Annotated in this window: 1 protein-coding gene; it reads left to right on the top strand. The window is 55.2% G+C overall.

The annotated features are described in order from the left end of the window. On the top strand, nucleotides 1-333 hold a 333-nt coding region (locus tag ACP7DD_RS26525), incomplete at its 5' end, for a putative inorganic carbon transporter subunit DabA (protein WP_426178389.1). Nucleotides 334-1,093 lie beyond the last annotated feature (760 nt).

The raw sequence follows: 1,093 nt of genomic DNA, 5'->3' as shown, positions 1-1,093 counted from the left end.
CAGCGATACACTCGAAAAGCTGCCCACCTGCCCGAACAGCAAGATCGACTCCTTGCTACCGTTTGCACAGTCTACCCAGTCCTAAACCGCATTCATAGGTGGGTGGGCCGGACGCTTACGCTGTATGACGGTGAACGCTGGGTGCATGAGCCGTTGAGGCTGACCGTGGTCATCGACGCACCGCAGGCGGCTATCGAAGCAGTCATTCGTAAGCATGCCGTCGTCAAGCAATTGCTGGAGAATAGCTGGCTTCACCTCTGGCGTTTCGAGCAGGCTGGCTTTGTGCGCTATGTGCACGGGGATTGGGCTGCTGTCGCTCTGGAGGGTTCTTGATGTCTCGGCAGTCTGACTATTTTGGCCGTAAAGTAGCCCTGCTGACCCAGCATGGCAAGGAACGCGTGATTGCACCAATTCTGGAACCAGGCGTGGGATGTTGTTGGCAACCAAAGCACGCGCCAACACCTGTCGGCTGTGACGATCCAGAAGCGGTCGGGAGCCTGCACAACGGTTTTTGGCTCCGCACTGCGGGTTAGCATGAGCCCATTACAGACGATGACCGAACGGGAGCGCCGGTTCTTGGAAGCCTATCGCAAAGCCGACATCAGGGCGCAGTGCTTCATTATCGCTGTGGCGGAGGGCGAGGCAGAGGATTGGCCGCAATTTCCACCGCCAAGGCATACATGTGACCCTTGTGCCCAACTGCGAGCCAAACAAGCGGCCGCAGATCAGGCAGGCCGGAATCAACGACAACGAGGGGCACACGTTCCCGTAAATCGTTCTCTTTGCAGGCCGTCACGACGAGGCCGCAAATAGAGCTTTTCCGAAAGCGTTTTTCGCGTTCAAAACATCGCTATCCTCCCGTTAGGTGATGACTTGGGAGCCCCCTCCAACCCATCACCTAACACATCGACGCACGAAGACGACGCATTTAACATTTTGGCCTTTCGCTACCCGCATTTCGCGGGCCGGTGGCCAACCAATCCACCCAAGTTATCATTTAATGTGCAGTTAGATGGTTTATTTTCAACGTAGACACAAAAACACTTGACATCAATTTAGAAGCGCGGCCTGCAGTGTGAATTTTTGATTCTAC

This window comes from Massilia sp. TWR1-2-2 (assembly GCF_049897565.1).
In the GTDB taxonomy this organism is placed as follows: domain Bacteria; phylum Pseudomonadota; class Gammaproteobacteria; order Burkholderiales; family Burkholderiaceae_D; genus JAFCUW01.
The sequence above is the reverse complement of the archived record's forward strand: the minus strand, read 5'-3'. Positions and strand labels throughout refer to the sequence as shown.